We start from the raw sequence: 3943 nt of genomic DNA, 5'->3' as shown, positions 1-3943 counted from the left end.
GGTCTGGCGCAAGGCGCAGCTTTTCGACCCGGCCTCTGCGGGGGCGGCGACCTGGATCTTCACCATCGCCCGAAACCTGCGCATCGACGCGATCCGGCGCGAAAGCCGGGGCGGGGCGATCCGCGTCGAGGAGGTCGAAGCGGAATATGAGCGCGACGAAACGCCGGGGGCGGACGAGCGGATCGCCGCCGGCCAATCGGAGGCGCGGCTTCGCGAGGCGCTATCGACCCTGCCGAGGGAACAATTGAAAGTGATCGAGATGTCGTTTTTCGAGGAGAAGGCGCATTCGGAGATCGCCGAGACGCTGCGTATCCCGTTGGGGACGGTCAAGTCGCGCGCGCGACTTGCGATGAAGCGGCTTCGCGCCCTGCTGGAATTGGACCGATGACGATTGAGCACCATCCTGACGAGGCGACGCTCGCCGCCCACGCCGCAGGCGTCCTGGACCTCGGACAGCGCGTCGCCCTTGCGACCCACCTGCGTGGCTGCCCGCGCTGTCGCGAATGGGCGCGCGCGATGGAGGGCCTCGGCGGCGAAATCGTCGATAATTGCAGCCCGGCTTCGATGCCTGACGATGCGCTCGACCGAACTCTGGCGCGGCTCGACGAGCCCGCCCCTGCCCGCCTCCTCCGTCCCGTCGAAGCGGCGGATGCCCCGCGCGAGCTGCCCGACTTCGTGCGCCGCTACGCGTTCGGCGGCTGGCGCTTCGTCGCGCCGAGGGTCAAGATGCGGCCCATCCATTTGCCGGCGCCGGGGCCGACGCGAGTGTTCCTCCTGAAGTCCGCGCCGAACAGCCGGCTCCTGCAGCACGCCCATACCGCGCTCGAGATGACGTGCGTCCTTCGCGGCGGGTTCAGCCACGAGGGCGGTCACTACGGCCCGGGCGACTTCGACCTCGGCGACGAGACCGTGATGCATGAGCCGCATGTCGACGACGGCGAGGACTGCATCTGTCTCGTCGCGATGCAGGGCGACCTGCGCTTGAAAGGATTCTGGGGTCTCATCGCCCGGCCGTTCGTGCGGCTGTGAAACCCTGGATCGGAGGCGCGGCCCCATGTCCTTCGCGTCAGTCGTCGCCGCGTTCCTGATTGCGGAAGTCGCCCTCGCGGCGATCATGGCGGCCGCGTGGGCCGTTGAGCGAGCGACCGGTGAGACCGGCTGGATTGACGCTGTCTGGACGTTGGGCGTGGGCGCGACGGGCGCAATCCTCGCGGCCGCACCGCTCGGCGACGGCGACGGGTCCGGCTGGCGCCGAGCAGCGATTGCGGCCGCCGTCGTGCTCTGGGCACTCCGGCTCGGGTCGCATATCGTCGCCCGGACGCGGAAAACGCCGGACGACCCCCGTTACCGCAAACTGATCGACCTCTGGGGAGCGGCGGCTCCTCTCCGCCTTTTCGCGTTCCTGCAAGCGCAAGCGATCGTCGGCGCCGCGTTGGCGTTCGCCGTCGCGCTTGCAGCACACGCGCCCTCGCCAACCCTCCGCGCGCAAGATATCGGCGGCCTCGTCATTTTCGCGGTCGCCCTCGTAGGTGAAGCCGCCGCGGACGCCGAGCTGGCTAGGTTTAAGGCGGATCCCGCCAATCGCGGACGAATCTGCGACGTTGGCCTCTGGGATCGGTCGCGCCATCCGAACTATTTTTTCGAGTGGCTCGTTTGGGCGGCTTTCGCGGTCACGGCGAGCGGAGACGCCATGAGGCTCCTCGCTTGGGTCGCGCCTGCCCTGATGTACGGCGTCTTGCGTTATGCTTCGGGGGTGCCGCCGCTCGAGCAGCACATGCTTCTGACGCGCGGCGACGCTTTCCGCGCCTACCAGCAGCGCACGCCCGTCTTCTTTCCGAGGATCTTTTGATCGAGGCGAGGCCGACGCCCAAAGCGCGTCAGCCGTCGCGCGATTACGCCACAGTCGCAAAGCGCAGGCCGATAAAGGCCGCAAGCGAGGCCGCGGCGCAGAGATTGAGGGTGAAGAGTGTGGCCGCCTCCTCCGCCGTCCACGTCTGCAGCGGCGCGCCATATCGGCCATGCAGGACGAGGAAGGCGAGATAGACGACGATCACGAGCGTGCGGGCAATCGTCGCCTCGCGCGCGGGAAAGCCGACGATCGCCAGAAGCCCGCAGGCGACGAGAAAGAACTCCGAGCCCGTCGCCGCGCCCATGAGCTTTGTCGCATAGAGGGTGTCGGCAAGGCCGATGAGCGGCAGCGCGATCCGTGCGCCTCGGGTGGATCGTCGGGCGAGGAAGGGCGCAGCCGCATAAAGCGGCGCGAGCGCCAACGTCCCGAGCGATCGCGTCGCGGCGTCGGCGCCGATCAAGGCCCACACATAGAGCGGGTAGATCGGCTTGTTGATCAGGATGAGCCAGGCGATGGAGACGCAGGCGGCGGTGCGGGCGTCAGAGGGCTCGCTCATTGGTCACGCCGGCTCCGGCTTGAGCCGGTAGTGGCCGACGCCCCATTCGGCGCCGCAGCCGTGGCCGAAGAGGCCGGCCGTCGCCAGAAAGAACAGACGCCACCGCCGCCGCCAGAGCGCGGCGTCTTCGCGGTAGACCCGCCTGAGGATGACGTCGATGTCTTCCCGCGCGCGATCGAAGTTCGCCAGCCAGTCGAGCGCGGTGCGGCGATAATGCAGCCCAGACCAGCGCCATTCCTCCTCGACCAAGAAGAGCGGCGTGACGCGATGCGGCAGATCATGGGCCGGCAGCAGGCCGCCGGTGAAGAAGTGCCGCGCGATCCAGTCGTTGGGGTCGCTCGCGTCGAAGCGGTAAGAGCGCGACCGATGGGCGAAGACATGCAAGAAGACCCGGCCGTCGTCCTCGAGCCACAAGCGGATCGACCCGAGCAGCCGGCGCCAGTTCGCCATGTGCTCGAACATCTCCACGGAGACGATGCCGTCGAATCGTCCGCGCGGCGCGAAGGCGTTCATGTCGGCGGTCACGATGGAGAGGTTCGTGAGACCCTTCCGCCAGATCTCGCGCTCGATGAAGGCGCGTCGCGACCGCGAGTTCGAGACCGACGTGATCCGCGCGTGGGGCAACCGCTCGGCCATGGTGAGCGAGAGCGACCCCCACCCGCAACCGAGCTCCAGGATGGACTGCCCATCAGCCAGTCCTGCGCGCGCGATCGTCTCGTCGAGCGCTGCCCGCTCGGCTTGGGCGAGCGTCGTTTGCGCATCCGAATAGAGGCAGCAGGAATATTTGAGTCGCGGCCCGAGAATCAGGCGGAAGAACTCAGGCGGCAGTTCGTAGTGCTGCGCATTGGCCGCGTCCGCGTGGATCGCAATCGGAAAGCCGTCCATCTCGGCAAGCAGCCTCGCCTCCTCCTCGTCCGGCCGACGAACGAGGCGTCGGCGGGTCCGCTCGACGAGGACGGCGACGCCAGCCCGGGTCAGCGGGTCGGGCAAACGCGCGGACTCGGCGAGGCGGATGGCGGCGGCGGTCAAGCTCACGGGCAGAGGCTCCAAGATGAGCGTCGTTACGCAGACGCTACGGCTTTGGTTCTCTTTCCTCGCTGAAGAGGAGCCGAGGAGGACGACCCGTTTTTCGCAGCCTCGGCAATGAACCGGAACGCCCTCGCCCCCGTATGCACGTTCGAGACGATCGATCGATGGGGCGCCAGCATGGGAACAACGGCAACGCTAGGGGTCCTCGCCCTCGCTGGCGCCGCGGCGGCTGCGACCTCCTCGCCGATCGGCGACTGGGCGAGGGGCGACGGCAAGGCGTGGGTGCGGATCGAGCCTTGCGGCCAAAAGCTCTGCGCAATCAACACCTGGATCAGGCCGGGCGTGACCGACGAGAAAGTCGGCGACAGGCTCGTGCTGGACGTCTCCCCACAGAAGAAGCGTCCTCGCTTCCTCTTCCGACACCTGAAAGCCAAAGGCGTCAGCGCAAGGGCTGCCGCCAGCGGTGCGTATTGCGGCAAGGGAGCATGGGTGAAATCAAACCGCCCCGC

The 3943-nt window shown here is 67.9% G+C and carries 5 protein-coding genes and 1 pseudogene; 4 read left to right on the top strand and 2 right to left on the bottom strand.

All coding sequences use genetic code 11. From position 1 onward, the window contains the following. The 3 genes from ACLP25_RS11875 to ACLP25_RS11865 form a co-directional block, all read left to right on the top strand. Positions 1-388 (top strand): sigma-70 family RNA polymerase sigma factor (locus ACLP25_RS11875; protein ID WP_442469402.1); only part of this gene is annotated, 388 nt, incomplete at its 5' end. Continuing rightward, the gene (locus ACLP25_RS11870; RefSeq protein ID WP_442469401.1) at positions 385-1029 is read left to right on the top strand and encodes a ChrR family anti-sigma-E factor; all 645 of its coding nucleotides are present in this window, start codon (positions 385-387) and stop codon (positions 1027-1029) included. The genes ACLP25_RS11875 and ACLP25_RS11870, both read left to right, overlap by 4 nt. Before the next feature lie 25 nt (positions 1030-1054). Next, positions 1055-1849 (top strand): DUF1295 domain-containing protein, encoded by a 795-nt coding sequence (locus tag ACLP25_RS11865; RefSeq protein WP_442469400.1) that lies wholly within the window; start codon positions 1055-1057, stop codon positions 1847-1849. Positions 1850-1892: 43 nt separating this feature from the next. Here the strand turns inward: ACLP25_RS11865 and ACLP25_RS11860 are convergent, their stop codons facing one another. Beyond that, positions 1893-2405 carry a hypothetical protein gene (locus ACLP25_RS11860; protein WP_442469399.1) on the bottom strand — a complete coding sequence of 171 codons (513 nt, stop codon included), beginning with the start codon at positions 2403-2405 and terminating at the stop codon, positions 1893-1895. 3 nt (positions 2406-2408) lie between these two features. Next, entirely contained in the window at positions 2409-3440 is a 1032-nt protein-coding gene (locus ACLP25_RS11855; protein ID WP_442469398.1) for an SAM-dependent methyltransferase, read from the bottom strand. Positions 3441-3611: 171 nt separating this feature from the next. Here ACLP25_RS11855 and ACLP25_RS11850 point away from each other — a divergent pair. Then, positions 3612-3943, top strand: a pseudogene (locus tag ACLP25_RS11850) (hypothetical protein); the annotation flags it as partial.

It is taken from the genome of Roseiarcus sp. (assembly GCF_052145395.1).
Lineage (GTDB): Bacteria > Pseudomonadota > Alphaproteobacteria > Rhizobiales > Beijerinckiaceae > Roseiarcus.
This window is presented reverse-complemented; position numbering and strand designations above follow the sequence as displayed.